This window comes from Rothia sp. HMSC065C03 (genome assembly GCF_001837295.1).
Lineage (GTDB): Bacteria > Actinomycetota > Actinomycetes > Actinomycetales > Micrococcaceae > Rothia.
In genome coordinates this window covers 601,216-624,058 of record NZ_KV832006.1, presented here as the reverse complement: position 1 = coordinate 624,058, position 22,843 = coordinate 601,216, and the positions used below count along the sequence as shown (strand labels likewise).

Genomic DNA, 22,843 nt, shown 5'->3' with positions numbered 1-22,843 from the left:
GCACCCGGCGGCGGGCGCGTGGTTGTATGGCGTGTTGGGTGAGGTCGTGAAAGGGGATAAAACGTCAGGCAAATGCCGCGGTTTCAGTCCACATCCGGAAGTGACCTCGGGTGCGTACATGCTGCTGGTAGAGCGAACGGATACGCGGTGAACTCATCGTTGAGACTGCTATGTTCACACCCCGGTGAGAGGGCAGATGCTATCGAATCGTCATTGATGTGTTGCACGATTCATTTTAGACTATTTTGAACTCAAAATGCATGAAAATACACCTTAGTAATCTCTGTGAGTCTATGGATCACTCAAGATATCAATCACTGTAAAGTATTGCGGCTACACCCTGTTAGTGAGGAGCTGTTTGATGGAGGCAACTGTTCCGTGAGAGGGTTGCGTGCATGTTGAGCTAAGTGATTTCAATCATATTTATGACTTGGAAAATGAAAGAGCTGCGCCTCAGTGTTTCCAAGGGTGGGGGAGAGGAGGGTGGTTGGCTCAACCTTCTGGTCGTAAGAAAGTCTTCAAAAGCCCAGAAGAAATACCCGATTCAACAAGGGGAAACCCGCTCAACAATTCCCAAATATGCACTCTATTCACCCGCTATGCATTGCTGAATCATTCAGAAAAACCGGTTCCCACACGGGGTGTTGAAGGGATGAAAACGTGCAGGGGTGAATATCTAGTGGAATTACATCGGTGTTCACCCTATATCTTGTGGTTGCACTGACTGCAATCCCATGGGCTCCCACGAAAAAATCGAAACCCACTTAAAGCAACACCGGGGGAATGTAAAAACATACATCCTTAAACACGCCCGAGCGTGGGGTGAGGCGAGACCCCTTAAGCCCCCTACTTGCTCTAAATATCGCCGAACGAAGAACCATTCTGTTTTGTGTCCCCGGCATCGGCGCATCTGAATAGTACTGTTCAAACCCACACCCCGCGGGGTTGCATACAGGCACAAAAGCCACATAAACTATTAGTGTTTGCAACGACCCGGCCATCACCGGCGAGCAATTCGGAAGAACGGACCGCACCTGCGGGCACCCGCCAATCGCTGCGGCGAGGGTGTCTTAGCGGAAGAGATGTAGTCCCAGTAGAACCGGACGGTTAAGCCCGATATAGCTGTAATAAGCGACTGATACCCGCCCAACGCGCCGCTCTTCCGGTGGCTAGGTATCGCGGACACGCGACGCCACGTAGCCCCGGGAGGGTTCGGTGCGTTGAGCTGTTAAATCAGTAAGCAAGGTGGTACCGCGCCGCATCCCGACCCCCGGCACAACCCGGCAAGTCAGCGATGCCCAGGCGTCCTTGCACCCGTCATGTCAATCCTCACCCGCTGAAACGGTGCGGACGACGAGTGCTACGTACCCTGTCGCCCCAACCTCTCAGCGTTGAGAACAACAGATAAGGGCGCACAAACACATGTCCCATGTTTACCCCAAGGCGAGCGCCTTCGAAGCCGCAGGAAGCGGCGTCACCGCATCGCCCAAGTTCCCCGCACTCGAAGAGGCAGTCCTCGACTACTGGAAGAAGGACAACACCTTCTCCGCATCCGTTGAGAACCGCCCCGCAGGCGAAAACGGTGAGAACGAGTTCGTCTTCTACGACGGCCCTCCCTTCGCCAACGGCCTGCCCCACTACGGCCACCTGCTCACCGGCTACGCCAAGGACCTCGTCGCCCGCTACCAGACCCAGCGCGGCCACAAGGTCGAGCGTCGCTTCGGTTGGGACACCCACGGCCTGCCCGCAGAACTCGAGGCAATGAAGCAGCTCGGCATGACCGACAAGCGCGAAATCCTCGAAATGGGCATCGACAACTTCAACGACGCTGCCCGCGCATCCGTGCTTAAGTACACCAACGAGTGGGAAAAGTACGTCACCCGCCAGGCGCGCTGGGTCGACTTCGAAAACGACTACAAGACCCTGAACGTCGAGTACATGGAGTCCGTCATCTGGGCATTCAAGCGCCTCTACGACAAGGGCCTGACCTACCAGGGCTTCCGCGTGCTGCCCTACTGCTGGAAGGACGAGACCCCCCTCTCCAACCACGAGCTGCGCATGGACGACGACGTGTACAAGGACCGCCAGGACCAGACCGTCACCGTCGCATTCCGCCTCACCGCAGACACCGCCCTCGGTGCTGACGAGAAGGTCGCCGCAGAACTCGACGGCGTCGAAGCACTCGCATGGACCACCACCCCCTGGACCCTGCCCACCAACCAGGCGCTCGCAGTCGGACCCGAGATTGAATACTCCGTCGTACCCGGCGCAGGCAAGTTCGAGGGCCGCTCCTTCCTGATCGCCTCCGACCTGCTCGGCTCCTACGCTAAGGACCTCGGCTACGAAGGCGACCAGCCCGAAAAGGACGCAGACGCAGCCGTCACCGCACGCTACACCGGCTCCCAGCTCGAGCACGTGCGCTACACCCCGCTGTGGGACTACTTCGCAGACGCCGAAAAGTGGGGCACCGAAACCTCCTGGCAGATCCTCGTCGCCGACTACGTCACCACCGGTGACGGTACCGGTATCGTCCACCAGGCACCCGCCTACGGTGAAGACGACCAGAAGGTCTGTGAAGGCTACGGCATCCCCGTGATCCTCTCCCTCGACGAAGGCGCAAAGTTCCTGAACCTCTTCGCCGAGCCCACCGCCTCCGGCTCTACCGCTCTGGCTGAGATTGCAGGCGTGCAGGCATTCGATGCGAACCGCACCATCATCAACGCCCTCAAGGCAGACGATGTGCTGATCCGCGAGAAGTCCTACGTGCACTCCTACCCGCACTGCTGGCGCTGCCGCACCCCGCTCATCTACCGTGCAATCACCTCCTGGTACGTGAAGGTCACCGACTTCAAGGACCGCATGTACGAGCTGAACAAGCAGATCAACTGGATCCCGGAAAACGTGAAGTACGGCCAGTTCGGCAAGTGGGTTGAGAACGCACGCGACTGGTCCATCTCCCGTAACCGCTTCTGGGGCTCCCCGATCCCCGTGTGGGTTTCGGACGACCCGAACTACCCGCGCATGGACGTGTACGGCTCCCTCGAAGAGCTCAAGGCAGACTTCGGCCGCCTGCCCCTGAACAAGGACGGCGAACCCGACCTGCACCGCCCGTACATTGACGAGCTGACCCGCCCGAACCCGGACGACCCGACCGGCAAGTCCACCATGCGCCGCGTGGAAGACGTGCTCGACGTCTGGTTCGACTCCGGCTCCATGCCCTACGCACAGGTGCACTACCCCTTCGAGAACCAGGAATGGTTCGAGAACCACTACCCGGCAGACTTCATCGTCGAGTACATCGGTCAGACCCGCGGCTGGTTCTACGTGCTGCACGTACTGGCGACCGCGCTCTTCGACCGCCCCGCGTTCAAGAACGTCATCAGCCACGGTATTGTGCTCGGCTCGGACGGTCAGAAGATGTCCAAGTCCCTGCGTAACTACCCGGACGTCTCCGAGGTTCTCGACCGCGACGGCTCCGACGCGATGCGTTGGTTCCTGATGTCGTCCCCGATTCTGCGCGGCGGCAACCTGATCGTGACCGAGCAGGGCATCCGTGAGGGTGTTCGCCAGGTCATGCTGCCGCTGTGGAACGTCTACCACTTCTTCGCCCTGTACGCTAACGCCGCTAACAACGGCGAAGGCTACAGCGCAAAGCTCAAGTACGACTCGCAGCACGTGATGGACCGCTTCATCCTCGGCAAGACCCGCGAACTCATCGAGCAGGTCACCGTAGCGATGGACTCCTACGACATCTGGAACGCTTGCGAATCCCTGCGCCAGTACGCCGACGCACTGACCAACTGGTACGTGCGCCGCTCCCGCGAGCGCTTCTTCAACGAAGACACCGACGCATTCGACACCCTCTACACCGCACTGGTGACCGTGTCGAAGGTCGCCGCGTCCCTGCTGCCGCTCAGCAGCGAGGAAATCTACCGCGGCCTCACCGGTGAACGCTCCGTGCACCTGGCTGACTGGCCCGAGGCATCCGCTTTCGCTGACGAGTCCGACCTGCTGGCTCTCATGCAGACCGTGCGTGAGGTCTGCTCCGCCGGTTCGGCACTGCGCAAGGAAAAGAAGATCCGCGTGCGCCAGCCGCTGCAGAAGATGACCGTGGCGATCGCACCCGAGCAGTTCGCAGCCCTGGGTACCGCTTTCGGTGAGAAGGGCGCGGAGTACTTCGCGAACATCGTCGAGGACGAGCTGAACCTGCGCCAGGTGGAGCTGGTCAGCGCCGATACCGTCGACCCCGCTGACTACGGCATCTCCCAGCAGCTGAAGGTCAACGCACGTGCGGCAGGTCCGCGCCTGGGCAAGCAGGTGCAGGTTGCCATTAAGGCATCCAAGTCCGGTGACTGGACCGTGACCGAGGACGGTACCGTCCTGGTCGGCGTGGCAGCTCTGGACGGCGGCCTGGCTCTGGAAGAGGGCGAATACGAGCTGGCAACCGTGGTTGCCGCTGACGCTGAGGGTGCTGAGCACACCGCGGCTGCGGTTCTGCCCGGCGGCTTCCTGGTCCTCAACATTGAGCTGACCGACGAGCTGGTTGCCGAGGGTATCGCCCGCGACACCATCCGCGCTATTCAGCAGGCACGTAAGGACGCCGACCTGAACGTTGCGGACCGCATCAACCTGAGCATTGCGGCACCGGAGGAAACTCTGGCAGCTCTGCGCGCCAACGAAGCACTGGTGACCGGCGAAACCCTCGCCGTGTCCCTGCAGCTGAGCGAAGCAGCCGAGCTGAGCATTAGCGTAGCCAAGGCATAAAACGCCTGAACCGTACGGCCGTCCCGCCCCTTCATCGGGCGGGGCGGCCCGTCGTCTATCCCGCCGCACGGTTATCCTGCCGCACGGTGGGCCCCTGTCGGCACCGGCCGGCTATCCCAGTGAGGAGAACAATGAGCGAGAAGAATTACCCCGCAATTCCCGACCCCGAGGGCGTGGAGCGGGTCTACGGTGAACTGCTGGCGCGAGCACCCGAAAACAAGATGGCGCCGCGCCTGGACGCTGTGGCGCGCGCCGTCGAAATCCTCGGCGACGTGCACCGTGCCGCCCCGGTGATTCACATCACCGGCACGAACGGCAAGACCAGCACCGCCCGCATGATTGAGGCGCTACTGCTCGGCCACGACCTGCGCGTGGGCCGCTTTACCAGCCCGCACCTCGAAAGCGTCACCGAGCGTATCTGCATTAACGGTGCACCCGTACCGGACGCCACCTTTGTGCGTATTTGGGAGGAAATCGCCCCCTACCTGCAGATTGTGGACGCGGAGATGACCTCCCGCGGCGAGCCCGCCCTGACCTTCTTCGAGTCCGTTACCGTGCTCGCCTTCGCGATTTTCGCGGACGAGCCGGTGGACGTGGTGGTGCTCGAGGTCGGTATCGGCGGCACCTGGGATTCCACGAACGTTGCCGACGGTGTGGTTTCCGTGGTCACCCCGATCGGTCTGGACCACACCGACATGCTGGGCGAAACCCTCGCCGAGATCGCGACCGAAAAGTCCGGCATTATCAAGCCCGGCGGCTTCCTGGTTTCTGCGGCACAGGACCCGGAAGCGGCGGACGTGCTGCTCGCTTCCGCCCGCGAGAAGGAAGCATCCTTCGCCTTTGAGGGCGTGGAGTTCGGCATTGTCTCCCGTGAGCTTGCGGTCGGCGGTCAGCTGCTGACCCTGCGTGGCCTGGCGGGCGAGTACCCGGATGTGCCGCTGTCCCTGCACGGTGCGCATCAGGCGCAGAACGCCGTGGTGGCTCTCGCCGCCGTGGAGGCGTTCTTCGGCGGTCAGCGTCAGCTGCCCGAGGACGTGGTGCGTACCGCGTTTGAGACGGTGCGCTCGCCGGGCCGTCTGGAGGTTGTGCGCACCGAGCCGCTGACCATCCTGGATGCGGGCCACAACCCGCACGGTGTGCGTGCGTCCGCGGCTGCGCTGACCGAGGCGTTCAAGCTGTCCCACCTGCACGCGGTGGTCGGCATCCTGGGCGAGAAGGATGCCCTGGGCATGTTCGAGACCATGCGCGAAGAGTATGTTGACGCTTCCGACGGCACCTTCCGACTGTACCTTGCGGCGTCGGATTCGCCGCGTGCGATTGCCCCGGAGCGCCTGCACGAGCTCGCCCTGGATGCTGGCATTGATGAAGACTCAATCGAGGTGTTCGAGCACCTGGATGAGGCGATTGCCACCGCCATGGAGAACGCTCTCTTCGAGCAGGAGTCGGCGGGCGTGCTGATTACCGGTTCGATTACGGTCATCGGTGAGGCGCGTACCCTGCTCGCTGCGCATGAGCAGGCGAAGACCCCCGGCGCTGAGGCTGAGGAGCTGCCGGATGAGCTGCCCGCCGAGGCTGGCCTGTACGCCGGTTCTGCGGGCGCGGCGTCGGCTTCGACTCTGGCTGCCGCGGCCGCTGAGGCTGCTGCCGCCGAGCCGGATGAGCTGCTGAACGACATCATGGCCGAGTTGGGTGGCGAGTCTGCGCCGGGTTCTTCGCTGGAGGACTCGCTGGGCCTGCCGCTGGGTGATTCGTACACCGATGATTTCTTCGGTGACGATGACTCCGAAGACGAATAAAGCCCACTGAGGTTATTGATGAGAAAGCGGGGCGCCGCTCTCCGGTTGGTTTTACTGGGCTAGTATTACCGGCTGGGGGAGCGGTGCCCCGCTTTTTCGCACCCAGCCTTTTTGTGCCTCCGCCTTTCTGTCTTTTGCCTCTGCCCTCGCGCTCCCACTCGAACCCCACTTGAACCCACGTTCCCTCACGCGTTCCCAGGGGCTCTCACGCAACCCCAATCGCCCGATTTTTTTCGGCATACCCCACCCCCACCCACCCAAAAATCGAAAATAACGAAAATTTTTGGGCACCGAGCACACAAAACCGGGCGCGCCTCCACGACACGGTGCTATATTCACTGAGGCGCCGGCCCCAACGTTCGAGGCCGCACCAACACACCCGCACACATACGCATACCAGCGACGGTATGCCACATAGCGAAAGGCACCCATCATGCCCGCACCCTTCACCGATTTGATTGGCACCGATTCATTCACCGAGTCCCTGCGCCAGGAGAACATTGCCACCTGGCTGTCCGCCACGAATCACCGCTTTGTTGCTGAGCTTTTTGACGGCTCGATTGCCCCGCAGGTCATGGCGGGCTACCTGGTGCAGGACTACCGCTTCCTGGACACGTTCCTCGCCCTGATTGGTGGCGCTATCGCCAACGCTGACACTCTTGCGGGCCGCCTGCGCCTGGCACAGTTCGCGGGCGAAATTGCCGGTGACGAGAACACCTACTTCCTGCGCTGCTTTGAGACTCTGGGCGTGACCGAGCATCAGCGTGAATCCATGCCCGACACGGAGGCGACCACCGGCTTCAAGCGCCTCTTCCTGGATGCGGCGGCAAGCGGCAGCTACGCGGCGATCCTGTCGGTGCTGGTGGTTTGCGAGGGCCTGTACCTGGATTGGGCGTCGAAGGCTCCCGCCAAGCGCCCCGATTCTTTTGTGCACCACGAGTGGATTAGCCTGCACGACTACCCGGAGTTCCGTGAACTGGTTGATTTCCTGCGCCGCGAACTGGACCGTGTGGGCCCGTCGGATGCGCAGCGTGCCCGCGAGTTCTTTAGCCGCGCGGTGGAGCTGGAGCAGCTGTTCTTTGACGAGTCGTACACCCACCCGCTGCCCTAAGTAATACCCTTGATGAAACCCCCGGAAGGTTCCGCCCGCCGCTGAGTTGCGGGCGCCTCCCGGGGGTTTTGCGTGCTGAAGAGGCCCTGAAGGCGACCCGATAGCTCCCCGAAGGCGCCCCGAAAACGCCCTGAAAACGCGCCCATCTGCGTAAAATAGCACGTCATAAAACGGAACATTTAGGCTGATGGCGTGCCATTTGGTGGTGTGAGAAGCTAGGATAAATGAGGTACTGCTTCCGGGGTGCTGGCTATGCCGCGCCGGTATGTACCCGCTACTGCACGAGGTGAGGCGCACCCTTGAGGAACCTAACCGGCACCTCCTCAGCCGTCCCCGGCGTCTGCCGCGTTGACGGTTGCATGCGCCCCTCAACACTACAGAGCTTAAGACGGTGCTGCTGGGACAGTACCACCGTAAAACACTATCTAAAGGAGTCGTATGAGTACCGCCGCATCGAGTACTACCGAGCCCACCCACGCTGCAAAAGAAGCGCAGCACGGGCACGCGGGAACCCCGGGCGGCTACTCAGACCGACAGCTTGGATTCTGGCTGGTTGGCGCCGGCCTGATCGCACTCATTTCTTCGGCGATTCTGGTGTACGAGCGCCTGCAGATTTACATTGATGCTGGCCACTCCACGGTCTGCGATATCAACGCCCTGCTCAGCTGCGGCACGGTGATGCGTACCCCGCAGGCGGAAGCTTTCGGCTTCCCAAACCCGTTCATTGGTCTGGTGGGCTTCTCGATTGTGGTGACTATCGGTGCTGCGATCATGGCGGGCGCACGCTTCAAGAAGTGGTTCTGGGTGTGCATGAACATTGGTTTGGCGGCGGCGACCGCATTCATCATGTGGCTGTGGTACCAGACGACGTTCCAGATTAACGCTCTGTGCCTGTTCTGCATGATCGTGTGGGTTATGACCATCACCCTGTTTGTGAAGACCACGGTCCGCAATATTTCGGCGGGTGTTATTCCGGCGTCGCAGTCGATGCGTGAGAGCGCTCGTGGCTGGTCGTGGTTTGCGATTAGCCTGTGGCTGATCCTGATTTTCGGCATTATTGTGATCCGCTTCTTTGAGGTCATTGTGAATATGATGCGCTAAGCGTTCATCTCTGAGCTTGGTTTGAGGGTCGATGCCCCGAACGTGCAACGCCCCGGTACTTGTTGGTGCCGGGGCGTTGTTGCGTCTGCGGGCGGGTGAGGCTGCGCAGAATATGCCGGGCTGAATACGCCAGGCTGGGGCGCCGGGTAGCGGGGGAGGCGCCGGTAACTTTGCCGGTGGCAGTCAGCGGGGAGGCGGCGCGGGTGCGTATAATGGTCAGGTATATTCTTGAGCGGCGTCAGCTGGAGCCGTCCGCGGGTTTTGCCTGCGGCGTTGACTGCCTGCCGTTCTGCTGGACACTAGATTCTTGATACCCCTTCGAGGAGACCCGTGAAGACTGCCGGAATTGCCGCAATGGGCGCTGCTGCCGTTATTTTTCTGACTGCCCTGCTGTTGCTGACCGCCGGTCACTTCTCGCTGCTGTGGGTGATTCTGCTGGTGGTTTCTCCGTTTGTTTTCATTCTGGGCGTTCCGTTTGCGACCGGTTCCGGTCCGGAGTACCTGCCGACCGACCCGAAGCTTGCTCAGCAGGCTCGTGAGGCGCGCGATGCGGAGCTGGGTCTGGACTAGCCCCTCCTCTGTGAAAGTTTTTGAAGCCGGGTGGTGCGTAGTGGCACGCCCGGCTTTGCTGTACCCGCAATGCGTCCGCCGCAGAGTGCCCGCGGTATTGTGCCCGTGCATCCTGCCGGGAGGTGAAGCCCAGATAGGATGGGCGGGGTGGCTTAGAGGTACCCTCTACCGGGTATAATGGAACACGGTGTCTTGTGCGCCCCGCACGCGCATAAAGATCCCCACCAACGCATCGAGGGAGAGTACCCGAAGAGCGCCGGCTATAAGCCGCGGAGCATAACTGTCGCACCGCGCGGGCCGCCCGCCTCGGCGAAGAAACCCGAAGACCGGCAGAGCACCCAGGAAGGGTGTGAGCGTGCCGTGCTCGAGAGCGAGGTGGCTGTGACCGTCGCGGCGCGCTCTGCGTTCCGCCCGCTCGCCCCCTACGGCAGAAGCACTGAATGAGATAGTGCCCGCGAAGAACGCGCACCGTAGGGTGAGGCTTGAGCCGCGGTGGCAGCAACTAGGCTTTGCGCTGTATGCGCGCTGTTAAAATCCTTGCGGTGCGGAGCAGGGTGTAACGAAAGAAGATTAATGTCTGACGAGAAGAACGTCGAACTTGGGGTTTTTGAGGCGCTGAACGCCCTCGCGGAGGAGAAGAACGCCTCTGCAGAGACCCGTGAAACTCTGCGTAAGAATGTTCGTGAGAGCTCTGAGGCTCAGCAGGGTGCTGAGCGCCGCCGTCCGGGTCGCCCGAAGAAGGAGAAGGCTCCTGAGGTTCCCCTGGATGAGGCGATTGCTGCTGGCCTGACCAACCTGCGTAATGCTAAGGCTAAGCACGCGCCGGCACCGAAGGTTGCCGCTCCCGTTGCGTCTGAGACCGAGGTTGCTTCTACTCTGGATAGCCTGTTTGAGGCTGCTGAGAAGAAGGCGGCTGAGCCTGCTGTTGAGGAGAAGACCGCTAAGGTCGAGACCGTCGAGAAGACCGCGAAGGTTGAAGAGGTCGCCAAGGTTGAGAAGGTTGCTAAGACCGAGACCGTGGAGAAGACCGCGAAGGTGGAGGAAGTTGTTGCCCCCGCCGCTGAGTCTGCCGAGCCTGCCGTTGAGGTGAAGGAAGAGACCGCCAAGGTTGAGGTCGTAACCCCCGCACCGGCTGAGAAGGCTGAAGATCCCGCTGAAGAGGCTGCCGCAGAGCAGCCCGCCGAGGCTGCTGCAGTTGCTGAGGAATCCGCAACCGAAGAAGCTGCACCTGAGGCTTCCGCCACAGAAGAGCCCGCAGCTGAGGAACCCACCGCCGAGGAGCCCGAAGTAGCTCCCGAGCCGGTAAAGACCATTAGCGACCTGCAGCGCGAGAAGCTGCAGGAGCTGCGCTCGCGTACCCCGATGGGTGCGATGCCGCTGTTCATGGCGCCCGAGCCGGAGGAGCTGAGCGAGCTTGCTGTTGCCGCCAAGCTGGAGCGTGAAGCACGCCGCGCCGCTGCTGAGGAGCAGAAGCGTAAGGAGCGCATGGAGCGCCGCCGTGAGGAGGCTGCCGCTGAGGCTGAGGTGACGAGCCACCGTCGCCGTCGCCGTCGCCGCGGTACCGAAGATATTGAGATTGAGGGCGGCGTTGATGATGACGTTGAGACCGTCACCAAGGTGCGTGCACCGCGCCTGGCTGACTCTCACGCATCCAACACTGTGACCGGTGTGCGCGGTTCTACCCGCCTGGAGGCGAAGCGTGTGCGCCGCCGCGAGTCCCGCTCCCTGGGTCGCCGCCGCCACATCGTGACTGAGGCTGAGTTCCTGGCTCGCCGCGAGTCTGTGGACCGTCAGATGCTGGTTCGTCAGAAGGACGGCCGCATCCAGATTGGTGTGCTTGAGGACGGCGTGCTGGCTGAGCACTTCGTGTCTAAGACCCAGCAGGATTCCCTGATTGGCAACGTGTACCTGGGTAAGGTTCAGAACGTTCTGCCGTCCATGGAAGCTGCGTTCGTTGACATTGGACGCGGCCGCAACGCTGTGCTGTACGCGGGCGAGGTCAACTGGGATGTCACCGGTCTGGACGGTGCGCCCCGCAAGATTGAGAACGCCCTGAAGCCCGGCGATTCGGTTCTGGTGCAGGTCACCAAGGACCCGATTGGTCACAAGGGTGCCCGCCTGACCAGCCAGGTTTCCCTGCCCGGCCGCTTCCTGGTGTACGTGCCGGGTGGTTCGATGACCGGTATTTCCCGCAAGCTGCCCGACACCGAGCGTGCGCGTCTGAAGAAGATTCTGAAGGACAAGCTGCCCGAGGGTGCCGGCGTAATCGTTCGTACCGCGGCGGAGGGCGCTTCTGAGGAGGAGCTGACCCACGACATTAACCGTCTGCGTGCGCAGTGGGAAGAGATCCAGGAGAAGGCTAACTCCCGCAAGGTGCTGGCTCCGGAGATGCTCTACCAGGAGCCCGACCTGATGATTAAGACCGTGCGTGACGTCTTCAACGAGGACTTCACCGCGATGATCGTTCAGGGCGAGAACGCGTGGGATTCCATCGAGGCGTACGTGACGTACGTGGCGCCGGACCTGGTTTCCCGTCTGCAGCAGTGGGATTCCGCGGATGACCTCTTCGACCACTACCGCATCAACGAGCAGCTGGCGAAGGCACTGGACCGTAAGGTGTACCTGCCTTCGGGTGGTTCGCTGGTGATTGACCGTACTGAAGCCATGACCGTGGTGGATGTGAACACCGGTAAGTTCACCGGTAGCGGCGGCAACCTTGAAGAGACTGTCACCAAGAACAACCTGGAAGCTGCTGAGGAGATTGTCCGTCAGCTGCGTCTGCGCGACATCGGCGGCATTATCGTCATTGACTTCATTGACATGGTGCTTGAGTCGAACCGTGACCTGGTTCTGCGTCGCCTGATTGAGTGCCTGGGCCGTGACCGTACCAAGCATCAGGTGGCTGAGGTGACTTCGCTGGGTCTGGTTCAGATGACCCGTAAGCGCCTGGGTACCGGTCTGCTTGAGGTCTTCTCGGAGCCCTGCGAGCATTGTGCCGGTCGTGGCCTGGTGGTTCACGATCAGCCGCTGAGCGGTCGTAGCGGTGGCGCGTCGGATTACATCCACCGCCATGAGCGTAATGACCGTAAGCGTAGCCGTGCCGCTGCCCGCGAGGATTCTCGTGACCAGCAGAAGCAGGATGCTCTGGAGTCGAAGAAGGCTGAGCGCCGTAACGCTATGGCTGCGGTGGCTGCCGCATCCGCTCAGAGCGAGGACGTTTCGGAGGAGACTGCTTCGACCCGCAAGAAGCGTAAGCGCCGCAAGCGTTCGCGCCGCGCAGAGACCGCTGAGCTTTCGCTTGAGCAGGAGATTCAGGGTATTGCCGAGGCTGCCAGCGAGCAGGCTCACGCCGAGGTTGCTCAGCGTGAGGACAAGGTCGCTGAGGTCACCGGCGGCAACTGGATTGGCGAGCAGGGCGGTTTCTCCCTGGAGCAGCTGGCAAGTGCGTTTGACCGCGCGGAGGAGTCCGCTGAGGATTCCTCGAAGGACTCTGAGCAGGAGCGTTCGGAGGACCGTTCGGAGGAGCGTCGTTCGTCCAAGCGTGGCGAGAAGAAGTCTACTCGTAACCGCCAGCGCCGCGAGCTGACCAATGCGGATATTGCCGCTGTGGAGGATTCCGGTGCGGGTGCGCTGGAGGACGAGCACCACGTTGACCCGGAGCTCGACCCGCGCTTTAGCCGCTCTTCGGATCGTTTCGAGGCGATTCGCGCTGGCGAGGCGAAGGCTCGTGCTTCTCAGAAGGCTGGCCGTCTTGCCCGCACCGAGGGTGAGTCGTTCCGTTCGGGCCGTGAGGATCGTGCGGCGAAGCGTCAGAACCGCGAGCAGCAGAACGCTGAGGCAACCTCCGAGAAGGCTCAGGAGTCCAAGCGTGTTGAGCGTGAGGACCTGCGCATTGAGGATGTCCGCGAGACTCCGCGTGCGTCCCGCCGCCGTGCTCGTCGTGCCGCTGATGAGAAGCGTGCCGAGAAGGCTGCTGAGCAGAGCGTGGCAACTGAGCAGAATGTGGCATCTGAGCAGGCACCCGCAAAGGGTGATAAAGTTGAGAAGTCTGCGAAGGCTGAGTCTCGCCCGGTCGTGACCGGCGTGATTGGTGCTCCGGCTGTGACCGGTGTGATCGGTTCGGCTCCTGCCGCAGTTGAGGCTGAGGCTCCGGCCGAGGAGGCTCAGAAGCCTGCGGCTCAGGTTCCGGGTTCAACCCCGCGTAAGCGTCGCACTCGCCGTGCGGCGTCGAGCGCTGGTGCTGGTGCTAAGGTAGTAACTGTTGACGCTTCCGAGCGTGCTGAGGGTTCCGTGGTTGCTTCCGCTTCTGTTGCGGATGTGGCTCCGGTGGCTGATGACGCTTCGGCTCCTGTCTTGTTCGGCATTGGCGTTGCCGCTGCCGATATTAAGCGTGAAGGTAAGGACGATTAGTCTTTAGCTTCCGATCATCGGAATTCCGATGGTGTGTATGTTGCGCCCCGGCGGGGTGGAGTAATCCACCTCGCCGGGGTTTTTATGCCCGGTCTACCTGCGGTGTATCTGCCGGGGTTGAGTAGTATCACGTGCCGACTTCGGGTGTTCCGAAAATTTATCTATTGCGCGGCGCGTAGATCATGCCGTATCCTTAAGGACTGGTGTTTATCTCAGTGAAGCCCTATCGACGCAGGGCCAGCGGGAGACACCGCTCCCACCCGCATCGTCTTCGGCGCGGTCGAGTATTCGGCTGAGGTTGGAACGTGCGGGAGAGAGACACCACCGGTGAGCCTCGCGTGTTGGCTTCGGCGGGCAATCCCGTCGGAACGCACGGGCCGTTCCTCCTTGTTCGCGGTCATTTGATTGGCGGGGGAGGGCGCACAGCAATGAAAGCGCAGGCTGCTCATTCGTGTGAGATTCAAGAAGCAAGTTGTCGAGAAAAGTGAGTCCCATAGTGGCATACGCGATTGTACGCGCTGGCGGCCGCCAGGAGAAGGTTTCCGTAGGCGACCTCGTTACCCTTGACCGTGTTGCAGGCGAGCCCGGCAGCACCATCGAGCTGCCCGTGCTGCTGCTCGTCGACGGTGACAAGGTCACCGCTGACGCAAAGTCCCTGGCTTCCGCCAAGGTTGTTGCTGAGAAGGTTGAGGACCTGCGCGGTCCGAAGATCGTTATTCAGAAGTACAAGAACAAGACCGGTTACAAGAAGCGTCAGGGCTTCCGCGCCGAGCTGACCACCGTCAAGATTACCGCTATCAACGCGTAATTAAGACGACCGGAATTCAACCCTAAGGTAGGAATACAGAATGGCACACAAGAAGGGCGCAAGCTCCACCCGTAACGGCCGTGACTCGAACCCCCAGTACCTCGGTGTTAAGCGCTACGGCGGCCAGTCCGTCAACGCAGGCGAGATTCTCGTTCGCCAGCGCGGCACCCACTTCCACCCCGGCCTGAACGTTGGCCGCGGTGGCGACGACACCCTGTTCGCTCTGGCAGCAGGCACCGTCGAATTCGGTACCCGCAAGGGCCGCAAGGTCGTTAACATCCTGGCAGCAGCTGAGTAATACTCACCGCTAGGGCAGAGGGGGTAGGCGTTAGTCTACCCCCTCTCGCTATGACCTCGAATGCCGTGGATGCCCGTGCTGGGTTCCACGATGAGGCGCACCCCAACCCGGTCGCGCCTGCCGCCGCATCCGCAGCATGATTGGTGTGTGCCGTGCGGTGGCGAAGTGAAGATGTTCAAGATAAGGAGAACCCGTGGCAGAGTTCGTGGACCGCGTGGTCTTGCATGTATCTGGCGGTCGCGGAGGTAACGGCTGCGTCTCCGTGCGACGTGAAAAGTTTAAGCCCCTGGGCGGCCCTAACGGCGGTAATGGTGGTAATGGTGGCGCGGTGATTCTGCGCGTGGATAACCAGACCACGACCCTGTTGGAGTACCACCACAGCCCGCATCAGCACGCCCCGAATGGCGATATTGGTCGTGGCGATATGCACCACGGCTATAACGGTGAGGACCTGGTTCTGACCGTGCCGCAGGGTACTGTGGTGAAGGACCGCGAGGGTAATGTTTTGGCTGACCTGCTGCGTGTGGGCGACGAGTATGTTGCTGCCCATGGTGGTATGGGCGGTCTGGGTAACGCTGCGTTGGCTTCGGCTAAGCGTAAGGCTCCCGGTTTTGCTCTGTTGGGCACCCCCGGTGAAGAGGCTGATATTGTTCTGGAGCTGAAGTCCATTGCGGATGTGGCTCTGGTGGGTTACCCGTCGGCGGGTAAGTCTTCGTTGATTGCTGCGATTTCTGCGGCGCGTCCGAAGATTGCTGACTACCCGTTCACCACCCTGATCCCGAACCTGGGTGTGGTGCAGGCAGGCGATGTTCGCTATACCGTTGCGGATGTTCCGGGTCTGATTGAGGGCGCTTCTGAGGGTCGCGGTCTGGGTCACCGCTTCCTGCGCCATGTGGAGCGTTCTTCGGCTCTGGTGCACGTGATTGACTGTGCGACTCTGGAGCCGGGCCGTGACCCGATTAGCGACTTTGAGGTAATCCGCGGCGAGCTGCAGAACTACGAGGTTGACCCGACTGCGGGTGTGACCGTGCCGTTGCATGAGCGTCCGCAGATTGTGGTGCTCAATAAGATTGACGTTCCTGAGGCTCGTGAGCTGGCGGAGTTTGTTCGCCCCGAGTTTGAGGAGATGGGCTTTAAGGTCTTCGAGATTTCGACGGCATCCCATGAGGGTCTGAAGTCCCTGATCTTTGCGATGGCAAAGCTCGTGGAGGAGGACCGCGTGGCTCGTGCCGCTGCCGAGAAGGAAGCGGAGCGCGTCGTGGTTGAGGCTCCTGTGGTTCGCCCGAAGGGCTTCCGCGGTAAGAAGAAACAGGAGTTCATTATTCGCCGCGAGGAGCGTAACCTTGAGCCGCTGTTCCGCGTGATTGGTGAGAAGCCTGAGCGTTGGATTCAGCAGACTGACTTCAATAATGATGAGGCTGTCGGTTACCTGGCGGACCGCCTGGCGCGTCTGGGTGTTGAGGATGAGCTGTTCAAGGCTGGTGCTCGTGCCGGTGACGCTGTGGTGATTGGTGAGAACGACAACTCGGTGATCTTCGATTGGGAGCCGACCATGGTCGGTGGCGCTGAGCTGCTGTCCTCCCCGCGTGGTACGGATGCTCGTCTGGAAGAGATTATTCGCCCGACTCGTGCGCAGAAGCGTGTGGAGTACAAGGAGCGTATGGACGCGAAGGCGGAGGCTCGTGCCGAGCTGGAGTCCGAGCGTGTTGCAGGCGTGTGGACCGAGTCGGTCGAGTACCGCAAGAAGCTGAAGGAAGGCAAGGTCGACGAGAATATCGACATGCCGAACGTTGACGACTAATAGTTCAGCGTTAGCTGTTGCCTGGTTGAGGCTTGGTCGTTAGGTATTGGCGCCGCGTGCCGGGGTTCGCTCCGGTGCGCGGCGCTTTCTTTTGTGCACTGTGACTGCCTCTTGCGCTGGTTTTGCGCGCCGGAACATGCGGGTGAGTCTGTTGCAGGATGTGATGGCTGAGCGTGCTGGCTGGGTATTCCACTGGCGGCTTAGCTCACCCCCGTCATTTCGGTGTTTTTGACCGTAAGAAGGTAGCATAGAGGGGAATGTACGCGGGCACCGTTTTCGGTGTTGCGTACCTTCTGTGTACCTGCCCGCATCCGCGCCTGTGGCGGCTCCCAAGTTGCCGTGGTGCGGTCTCTGTCCCCAGCAAGGACGGCATTTGTGACTGACCAGCCTGTTCACCTTGATTTTGGTGCTCCGAGCACCGAGTCGATTCCCCCGCGCACTCCCGGTCGGGTGCGTCTGGGCGTGATGGGTGGAACCTTCGACCCGATTCACCACGGACACCTGGTGGCAGCTAGTGAGGTTGCCGCCGTGTTCGACCTGGATGAGGTCGTGTTTGTTCCGACCGGTCAGCCCTGGCAGAAGGTGGGGGAGCGGCACGTGAGTGACGCTGAGCATCGTTACCTGATGACGGTGATTGCGACTGCGTCGAACCCGCGTTTTACGGTGAGCCGTATTGATATTGACCGTGGCGGCGCCACGTACACCTTTGATACGCTTAACGAGCTGAGCGCCCTGCGCCCGGATGCTGACCTGTTCTTCATTACCGGCGCGGACGCGATTAGCCAGATTATGACCTGGCGCAATGCCCATAAGCTGTGGGATTTGGCGACTTTTGTGGGCGTGACCCGCCCCGATCATGAGCTGGATCCGCCGCTGGCTGAGGGTCGTCATATTACGACTCTGAAGATTCCTGCGATGGCGATTTCTTCGACCGATATTCGTCGCCGCGCAGCTGAAGATGCCCCCATCTGGTACCTGGTGCCGGATGGTGTGGTGCAGTACATTGCTAAGTACGGCCTGTACAAGAAGGACGCTTTGACGGCGTACCGTGACGGCTTGCCCCGCGTGAAGGATGAGTCTGGGCAGGCACCCCAATCGACGAATAATGAGGGAACACATGAGTGAAGCTACGGGTTCGAAGCCCTATAGCGAGGACGAAGCGTACCTCTACGAGACGTACGTGACCGAGGACGGCATTGAGGTGCCGCCGCCTACTAAGGTGATGGGTCCGCGTCGTCTTGCCCGCTACCGTGAGGAAGTTGCCGAGTACCTGCGTGCAGCCCGCCGCGGTGAGCCCGCGAAGCCTGTTGCGAACATGGGCTCCGTGATTCATGCGGGTGCTATTGACCCGCAGGTTCTGGCTGTTCAGCGTCGTTTTGCGGCGCTGGCGGCTCAGGGCAAGATTGAGACTGAGGCGAACGATGAGGAGAAGCTGCACGAGCCTGCTCCTCTGACCAGTAGCCTGCGTGTTCTGCGCCCTGAGGAGATTGCGCAGAACCGTGTGGATGCGACCAGCCCCTCCGCGGTGGATAACCCGATGACTTCTTCGATTCCGGTGATTGCCGTGGTCAAGGAGGAGGAGCCGGAGCCCGAGTTGCACCAGTACTTGGTGCGCGATGAGCCGAAGGTTGAGGAGCTGGACAGCTCTGACGTTGAGGCTGAGCAGACTGAGGTCGCTTCCGTTGAGGAAGAGACCGTTGAGGTTGCTGAGGTTGAAGAGTCTGCTGACGAACTGCCCACCCGCGTGAGCGCAGTGAACGCGCAGGGTCTTGACCTGAGCGTGCTGGATAGCGCCTCCGCTGGTGACACCGTGGACTCGGTGGACGGCGACCCGACTGTTGCTCTGAGCCCGGATGAGGTTGAGGAGCTGCTGCAGCGCATGGTGGATCGTCAGGATCCCGAGGAGTCCGCTGCCCTGGTTGAAGAGGTCACCGAGGAAGCTGAGGAGTCAGAGGAAGCCGCGAAGGATGCAGAGTCCAAGGTTGCTGATTCTAAGGTTGCTAAGTCCAAGTCTGCTCCGGTACCTTCCGCTGAGGCTTCCAAGGAGTCCGCTTCTAAGGGCGCTGTTGAGAAGACTGAAGAGGTTCTGCAGCCTGCGCAGAAGGCCTCCCTGGCGTGGCTGTGGATTGTTCTGCTGCTCGCCCTGGTCGTTGTTGGTCTGATTATGATTTTTGGCCCTAAGTAGGCCGTGAACAATGCACCCCTGTTGCGGGTGCTGCCGGCGGGTGTTCTGCCGGCAAGGAAGGAAAATATGACTGCTGCACAGTCCTCGATTGAGGCTCTGCGCATTGCCGCCCGCGCTGCGGAGGAGAAGCAGGGAACGAACCTGTTCGCTGTGGATGCATCCGACGCGATGGGTCTGATTGATGGCTTCCTGGTGGTTTCTGCCCACAATGAGCGCCTCGTGAACGCTGTTGCGGATGAGGTTGAGGACGCTCTGCGTGAGCAGGCTGACCTGAAGCCGGTCCGCCGTGAGGGTCGTTCCTCGGGCCGTTGGATTCTGCTGGACTTCGGCGATATTGTCGTGCACGTTCAGCACGAGGAGGACCGCGAGTTCTACGCTCTGGATCGTCTGTGGGCTGAGGCTCCGCGTATTGAGCTGGGCGTTGAGAACGAGGCTCCCTTCGACATTGAGGGTGAGACTGAGGAAGATGCTGCACGCATCATTCCCGCTCAGGACGAGGCGTAAGCTTCTGCTTGATTTTTAGCTGATGAGGGGTGGGCTCTGCTGGCGCTGTATGGTGCCGCGGGGGCCGCCCCTTTCGGCGTGTTTGGCTGGCGTGTTCGACCTGCGTGTTTGGTCTGCGTGTCGAGGGTGTTTCTGTCTGCCCGGTTGCCCCTTCTGCCAGCCCGGTCGCACGGGAACTTTTTGGATTTTTGGGTGCGCTGGTTTGCATCGCTGTCCGTGGTGTGTGTAATATATTCATGTTGCCTCGTTGAGGTCACTAACAGAATATGGGGATATGGCGCAGCTGGTAGCGCACCTGCATGGCATGCAGGGGGTCAGGGGTTCGAGTCCCCTTATCTCCACGTTTTCCTCGGTTGAGGAGCTTGTCGCCCGGTTCTTGTGAATCGGGCGATTTTGCTATCTGCCGATAACTCTCGATAGTCAACAACACAGTTCATAGTTGAGGAGTCACTCATGGGAGCGCACGCACATCACGGCCACGGCGGGCATCACGGGCATCACCACGACCATTCGCATGCCCCGAGCCCGGAGGACGCCGCCTCGATGCGTCCGCGCCTGCTGATTGCGTTCAGTCTGGCGGTCGTTATTGTGTTGGCGCAGGCGATTGGTTCGTTGGTCACCGGAAGTCTTGCGTTGCTGACTGATACGGCGCACGCTGTTACGGATGCCTCGGGCCTGCTGGTGGCGCTTACGGCGGCTTCGCTCATGACGCGCCCGGCGACCTCGCGCCGCACGTGGGGTTTCCGCCGCATTGAGGTGCTTGCCGCCCTCGGGCAGTCGGTGCTGCTGCTGGCGGTGGGTATCTACACGGCGGTGGAGGGCGTGCATCGCCTGTTCGCTCCGCCGGAGGTGCCCGGCACCGAGCTGCTGATCTTTGGTGTGGTTGGCCTGGTGGCGAACGCTATCGGCATTGCGGTGCTGGCTACGGCGAGGAACGCGAACTTCAATATGCGTGCCGCGTTCCTGGAGGTGCTCAATGACGCCCTGGGTTCGCTGGGCGTGATTGTGGCGGCTATCGTGATTTGGCTGACCGGCTTCTACCAGGCGGACGCCCTTGCCGGCCTGCTCATCGCGGCGCTGATTGTGCCGCGTGCGATGCGTTTGATGAAGCAGACCACGGCGGTGCTCATGGAGTTCACCCCGGACGGCCTGGACCTGGACGCGATGCGTGAACACATGCTACGCGTTGACGGCGTTGTAGAGGTGCACGATGTGCACGCTTCGATGGTGGCGACCGGTCTGCCGGTGGTGACCGCGCACGTGGTGGTTGCCGATTCGTGCTTCCATGACGGGTCTGCGGTGACGATTTTGGACCGTATCCGTTCGTGCGTGGCGAGCCATTTTGAGGTGTCGGTGGAGCATTCGACGTTCCAGCTGGAGACTGCCGAGTTGGGTGGCCGTGAGCCGGCTTCGATTCGCCACCCGTAGGTTTTGCCCGGGCTTCGCCGGAGGTTCTGCCCGCCGCGGTAAATTACGGCAGAAAACGGCAAACCAGAACAGGTACCAGAGCCTGAAATAGCGGGGGAGTAGTGACCGTTATATTTGGTGGCTTCAACACGCAAAAGATACACTCTTTAGGGAGCAAAAGGTGCTCCTCACCCACGCACTTTGACAGGTTCGCTGGCTGGCTCTTTAGTTTGGTAGCCGCGGAAGCCTGTAACGATGAGCGCCTCAGCCCAGCTGAAACGGAATAGCTGAAACGGAACAGCGGGCGGGCGCATCCTGGAATTTTTGACGAGAACAACCACGATTAGCAGCAGATACGGAACACTATGCATTCACCTATTGCCACTTACCTGACCGAGACCCTCGAGTCGGTCGCTTCTGATACCTCCGGTGAGTTGGCAAACTACATTCCGGAACTTGCCGCCGTGGACCCGGACAAGCTTGCCGCGTCTATCGCCATGGTTGATGGTGAGCAGTACGCCGCCGGTGACTCCGATGTGGAGTTCACGATTCAGTCGATTTCTAAGCCGTTCGTGTACGCCCTCGCGCTCGCGGACCGCGGCTACGATGACGTGCTTGCGAAGGTGGGCGTGGAGCCTTCCGGTGAGCCGTTCAACGAGCTGTCCCTGGAGGACGGCTCCGGTAAGCCGCTGAACCCGATGATTAACGCGGGCGCGATTACCACCCATTCGCTGGTGGGCCCTCCCGGTGCGACTCAGGGTGAGCGCATGGAGCGCGTCATTTCTGGTCTGTCTGCATTTGCGGGCCGTCGCCTGTCGGTGAATGAGCGCGTGTACGAGTCTGAGCTGGAGCACGCGCACCGCAACTACGCGATTGCGCACATGCTGCGCGGCCACGGCATCCTGACCGGTGACCCGACCGTGGCGGTGCAGGGTTATACCCGCCAGTGCTCGCTGATGGTGACGGTCAAGGATTTGGCGTTGATGGCGGCGACTTTGGCGAACTATGGTGTGCATCCGGTGACGGGTGAGCAGGTGGTTCCTAAGACTGTGGTGCGTCAGGTGCTGAGCGTCATGTTCACGTGCGGTATGTATAACGCTGCGGGTGACTGGGCGACCCAGGTGGGTGTGCCGGCGAAGAGCGGCGTGGGCGGCGGCATTATTGGGGCGGTGCCCGGTCAGCTGGGTGTGGCGACGTTCTCGCCGCGCCTTGACGGTCACGGTAACAGTGTGCGCGGTGTGGAGCTGTTCGAGCAGTTCTCTGATGACATGGGCATGCACGTGATGAACGTGCCGACGGTGGCTCGTTCGGCGTTGCGCGCGAACTACCAGATCGGTTCGGGCGATGAGTCTATGCGCCTGATTCAGTTGCAGGGCCGTATCCGTTTTGCGGGTGTGGAGCGCGTGATTCGTGAGATTGTGGAATCCCCGATGGAGGGTTCCAAGGTCGCCCTGGATGTGACGCGCGTGTACGCGGTGGATGAGGTTGCTCAGAGCATGCTCCTGGAGCTGATGCGTCGCCTGCGGAATGACGGGTACAAGGTGTACCTGATTGATAATGACGAGACAATCACGAATACGGATGCGCTGCGCAGCATGGGTGTGAAGGTTCTGACGAACCCTGCGGCGGTAACTTCTGCAGAGTCGGATGCTGAGCGCGTGGCTGAGGCTGACGCTGAAGAGGCTGCGGAGGCGGCGGAGGCGCTGGAGGCGGGCGCATTGGAGGCGTTGGAGGCGCAGGCGTTGGAGTCTGCTGAGCTGCCTGCGGCTCCTGAGGCTGAGTAGGTTTCTTGCCGCGGCATCGGCTGCACAATATATGTTTGAGTGCCCCTTTCCCGGGTGCGTGGTGAACGCGTTCTGGGGGAGGGGCCTTGCTGTGCTGTGGCTAGGGTTCCTACCGTGCGGCGCGGGTGCCTGTAGGGCAGTGCTGGTTCCTAGTACGTGGCGTGGGTGTCTATAGTGCGGTGCTGTTTTCTGTCGCGCGGCGCAGGGTAGCGTAGGGCGCTGAGCGCGGTCTTCGGTGAGTGAACGGGCTGAAAGAGCGTAGAGGTTCTTTAATAGCGCCGTTGTTAATCATTAAGTAATATTT

General features: G+C 61.1%; 14 protein-coding genes and 1 tRNA gene. All 15 read left to right on the top strand.

What is annotated here, in order from left to right:
• Positions 1–1,422: 1,422 nt before the first annotated feature.
• The 15 genes from ileS (at position 1,423) to HMPREF2605_RS08045 (ending at position 22,539) form a co-directional block, all read left to right on the top strand.
• Positions 1,423–4,764 carry an isoleucine--tRNA ligase gene (ileS, locus tag HMPREF2605_RS08120; RefSeq protein WP_070847868.1) on the top strand — a complete coding sequence of 1,114 codons (3,342 nt, stop codon included), beginning with the start codon at positions 1,423–1,425 and terminating at the stop codon, positions 4,762–4,764.
• 131 nt (positions 4,765–4,895) lie between these two features.
• Positions 4,896–6,560: a bifunctional folylpolyglutamate synthase/dihydrofolate synthase gene (locus tag HMPREF2605_RS08115; RefSeq protein WP_070847865.1), complete on the top strand. Its 1,665-nt coding sequence runs from the start codon at positions 4,896–4,898 to the stop codon at positions 6,558–6,560.
• Positions 6,561–6,993: 433 nt separating this feature from the next.
• Positions 6,994–7,671, top strand: coding sequence for a TenA family protein (locus tag HMPREF2605_RS08110; RefSeq protein ID WP_070831058.1), 678 nt, complete (start codon positions 6,994–6,996; stop codon positions 7,669–7,671).
• 438 nt (positions 7,672–8,109) lie between these two features.
• Complete coding sequence (locus HMPREF2605_RS08105; RefSeq protein ID WP_005505760.1) at positions 8,110–8,772, top strand: vitamin K epoxide reductase family protein; 663 nt, start codon at positions 8,110–8,112, stop codon at positions 8,770–8,772.
• A 330-nt stretch (positions 8,773–9,102) separates the two neighbouring features.
• Positions 9,103–9,342, top strand: a complete 240-nt coding sequence (locus HMPREF2605_RS08100) for a hypothetical protein (RefSeq protein ID WP_005505761.1) — start codon at positions 9,103–9,105, stop codon at positions 9,340–9,342.
• 573 nt (positions 9,343–9,915) lie between these two features.
• Positions 9,916–13,752: an Rne/Rng family ribonuclease gene (locus HMPREF2605_RS08090; protein WP_083324872.1), complete on the top strand. Its 3,837-nt coding sequence runs from the start codon at positions 9,916–9,918 to the stop codon at positions 13,750–13,752.
• A gap of 496 nt (positions 13,753–14,248) precedes the next feature.
• On the top strand, positions 14,249–14,560 hold the full coding sequence (rplU, locus tag HMPREF2605_RS08085; protein ID WP_005505764.1) for a 50S ribosomal protein L21: 312 nt from the start codon (positions 14,249–14,251) through the stop codon (positions 14,558–14,560).
• Between the two features lie 40 nt (positions 14,561–14,600).
• Positions 14,601–14,858, top strand: a complete 258-nt coding sequence (rpmA, locus tag HMPREF2605_RS08080; RefSeq protein WP_005505766.1) for a 50S ribosomal protein L27 — start codon at positions 14,601–14,603, stop codon at positions 14,856–14,858.
• A gap of 193 nt (positions 14,859–15,051) precedes the next feature.
• Positions 15,052–16,659 carry a GTPase ObgE gene (gene obgE / locus HMPREF2605_RS08075; protein ID WP_049354514.1) on the top strand — a complete coding sequence of 536 codons (1,608 nt, stop codon included), beginning with the start codon at positions 15,052–15,054 and terminating at the stop codon, positions 16,657–16,659.
• A gap of 375 nt (positions 16,660–17,034) precedes the next feature.
• The gene (gene nadD / locus HMPREF2605_RS08070) at positions 17,035–17,784 is read left to right on the top strand and encodes a nicotinate-nucleotide adenylyltransferase (RefSeq protein WP_049354513.1); all 750 of its coding nucleotides are present in this window, start codon (positions 17,035–17,037) and stop codon (positions 17,782–17,784) included.
• Positions 17,777–18,844, top strand: coding sequence for a hypothetical protein (locus tag HMPREF2605_RS08065; RefSeq protein ID WP_049354512.1), 1,068 nt, complete (start codon positions 17,777–17,779; stop codon positions 18,842–18,844). The genes nadD and HMPREF2605_RS08065 overlap by 8 nt, the downstream gene beginning before the upstream one ends.
• A 66-nt stretch (positions 18,845–18,910) precedes the next feature.
• Positions 18,911–19,348, top strand: a complete 438-nt coding sequence (gene rsfS / locus HMPREF2605_RS08060; protein WP_005505774.1) for a ribosome silencing factor — start codon at positions 18,911–18,913, stop codon at positions 19,346–19,348.
• A gap of 268 nt (positions 19,349–19,616) precedes the next feature.
• Positions 19,617–19,689 (top strand) — tRNA-Ala (locus tag HMPREF2605_RS08055).
• 112 nt (positions 19,690–19,801) lie between these two features.
• A complete protein-coding gene (locus tag HMPREF2605_RS08050; RefSeq protein WP_070847860.1) occupies positions 19,802–20,776 on the top strand; it encodes a cation diffusion facilitator family transporter in 975 nt (324 codons plus the stop codon).
• A gap of 344 nt (positions 20,777–21,120) precedes the next feature.
• Positions 21,121–22,539 carry a glutaminase gene (locus HMPREF2605_RS08045; RefSeq protein ID WP_070847859.1) on the top strand — a complete coding sequence of 473 codons (1,419 nt, stop codon included), beginning with the start codon at positions 21,121–21,123 and terminating at the stop codon, positions 22,537–22,539.
• Positions 22,540–22,843: the final 304 nt, after the last annotated feature.